The organism is Eudoraea sp., from assembly GCF_049669105.1.
Lineage (GTDB): Bacteria > Bacteroidota > Bacteroidia > Flavobacteriales > Flavobacteriaceae > Eudoraea.
Map to the genome: position 1 here is coordinate 1 of NZ_JBATKE010000118.1, position 2,504 is coordinate 2,504.

Consider the following 2,504-nt stretch of genomic DNA (forward strand, 5'->3'; position numbering starts at 1 on the left):
AGGGAAGCACTAAAGTTAGCAGATAGGCAATAGCCGGACCGAGTATGAAGCCCCAAAACAAGGTGAATAAAGTAAACCTTGGGTTGCGGATGCCTACAATGGTTTCTTTCATTTCCAGTTGCAGTCCAATATCCAGTAAGCTTAAAAAAGTAGCTGCAGTAGCAAATATTTTCAATGCCAGAAATAGTATTTCACCTAATTCCACTTTTTTATTCTATTTAAGTTTCTTCTCTTTCGTTCAGTCCGGGAAATAATTCTTACCCTTCATAATGACTTTCATTCCATAGACTTTTCCATGAATCAAATACTTCACAATTCTTAATTCACCTACCAGTTCATAAGCCATGCCCTGTCAATAAACATGAACAAGGCATGGACTATCACATTTAGGTTATGCTTTGGCTTCTGCCTTCCGGCCAAAAGCTTCATCAATAATACCCCGCAGATGCTCAAGAAGTTCAGGCGAAGGCGATTGGTAATCCTGCAATTCGTACACCTTGCCTAAATATTGGTATTTACCCAGCCCAAAACGGTGGTAAGGGAGCAGCTCATAATCAATCACATTTTTATATGGCTTAATAAAATCAAGTACAGCACGAATATGCCCTTCATCGGCATTAATACCGGGTATGAGAGGTGTTCTTGTGATAAATTCCACATTGGGAAAAGTTTCATATGCCTTTTTGAAATTTTCAAGTGAACGTTTGTTTGTTACCCCCGTCCATTTCCGGTGGCGCTCAGGATCAGGATTCATTAATTTATTATCGTGTAGCATTAGATCTACATATTGTAAAACTTTTTCCATAAATTCCCAGGGAACATTGCCGGCCGTTTCAATGGCGGTATGAAGGCCGCTTTCCTGTGCACCGCGCAAAATGGCCGCCGTAAAATCAGGTTGCAGTAAACACTCGCCACCGCTAATGGTTACACCGCCACCGGTATTGCGATACATACTTTCATCTTTCAGCACTTCGGTAAGGACTTCACCGGCCGTCATTTCTTTACCAAACATTCCAATAGATCCGGTAGGACACAATTGTGCAAGTTCTTCAGTACATGAGTTTGCCAAATCCCAGTTCGCATGGACTTTGTCATCCTCGCCTTCCATGACATAAAAAGCACCTTGTGGGAATGGATCTTTTAAACAAATTCCACATTCCTTTGCTCCTTTACATGTTTTTCTATTGAAATCTAATTCCGGTTTTGGCTTTATACTTTCCGGATTGCTACACCATTTACAACGAAGGGAACACCCTTTTAAAAATACAGTTGTTCTGGTGCCAGGTCCATCCTCACCACAATATCGTTGTATATTTAATACACGACCTTTAATATCTAAATAATTTTGATTTTCCATGATGGTCGTTTTAAATTCCTGTATAAATTCCTAATGCGTGGGCTACTCTCATAAACTCATTATCACTTTGTATGGTTCGCTTTTTATTAAGTGTATTAATGAGCGGCACAAAGTCTATATTTGGCGGTACAAATGCTGCCATGGTTCCAAACTTGTTTTGCTCCAGTGCATTAACGGTTGCAGCACCATAGGCCAAACCTAATTGACGATCAACGGCTGTCGCATCGCCTCCGCGTGTCCAGGGACCTAATACCAATTGATATACTTCGTCTGCAAGCAGCTGTTGCAATGCATGCGATAGCGTTTTGGCAGCTTTCCCGCTTTTATTGATGGTAAATTCGCTATTTTCTTCTGTGGCTAATGGAGACAATGCTTTTTTTAAATCACTCAGGGTATCTTTTGTAACTCCGTGAAGATTAGTAAACGAACTTCCTTCTGCAACTACCACTAATGCATGCGGACGGTCAGAAGTAATTTTCGACTTCAGGTGTTGCGCCAGAGCTTTTACATCGCAAGGGAACTCCGGTAATACAACTGCATCAGCTAACACAGAAATACTGCTTTGCAAAGCTAACCATCCGGCCTGCGATCCAAGAACTTCTACAACTCCTATTTTTTTCGCTGAAATGGCTGCATTTCGAGCTCTATCCAACATTTCGATGCTAAAACTAAGGGCAGTATTGAAGCCAAAAGCAACAGAAGTGGCTGCCATGTCATTCTCTACCGTTCGTGGTATACATACTGACTTTAAGCCTTTTGCATTAAGCTTATGAAGTATGCTTAGACCTCTGCCCATCATAATAGCGATAACAGCATCAATATTTTCTTTCTGGATGTTTTCCAGAAGTGTATCAGACATATCCACTTCTTCAACCATTTCCAGCTCATTAATTGTCCGTACGTTGAATGGATCAACACTTGCCGCCGTTCCCATAGCGTCACTGCTCATGGGATTCAATTTACTGATTACCTCCGGCCCTAAGTCAATCAATCCTTTGTTAGGATATTTTTCGGGGAAGAGCAATCCTTCGAAGCCATCGCGAATACCTACTACTTCCCAACCTGCTTTGTGGGCTGAAATAGCAGCTCCCATAATTATGGAATTGATGCCGGGAGTATACCCTGCCCCAATGGCGATAGCTATTTT

General features: G+C 41.5%; 3 protein-coding genes. All 3 read right to left on the reverse strand.

Annotated features, from left to right (window positions below; all coding sequences use genetic code 11):
- On the reverse strand, nucleotides 1-205 hold a 205-nt coding region (locus tag WBM60_RS10145; RefSeq protein ID WP_424283039.1), incomplete at its 3' end, for a hypothetical protein.
- Nucleotides 206-391: 186 nt separating this feature from the next.
- Nucleotides 392-1,357: a glycyl-radical enzyme activating protein gene (locus WBM60_RS10150; RefSeq protein WP_424277218.1), complete on the reverse strand. Its 966-nt coding sequence runs from the start codon at nucleotides 1,355-1,357 to the stop codon at nucleotides 392-394.
- A 10-nt stretch (nucleotides 1,358-1,367) separates the two neighbouring features.
- Nucleotides 1,368-2,504, reverse strand: a 1,137-nt coding sequence (locus WBM60_RS10155; protein ID WP_424283040.1) for a 6-phosphofructokinase, incomplete at its 5' end; no start/stop codon positions are given.

What these genes read in the sequence shown, in the direction of transcription:
- WBM60_RS10150 (WP_424277218.1), bottom strand. Translation starts at nt 1,357, where the DNA reads ATGGAAAATCAAAATTATTTAGATATTAAAGGTCGTGTATTAAATATA.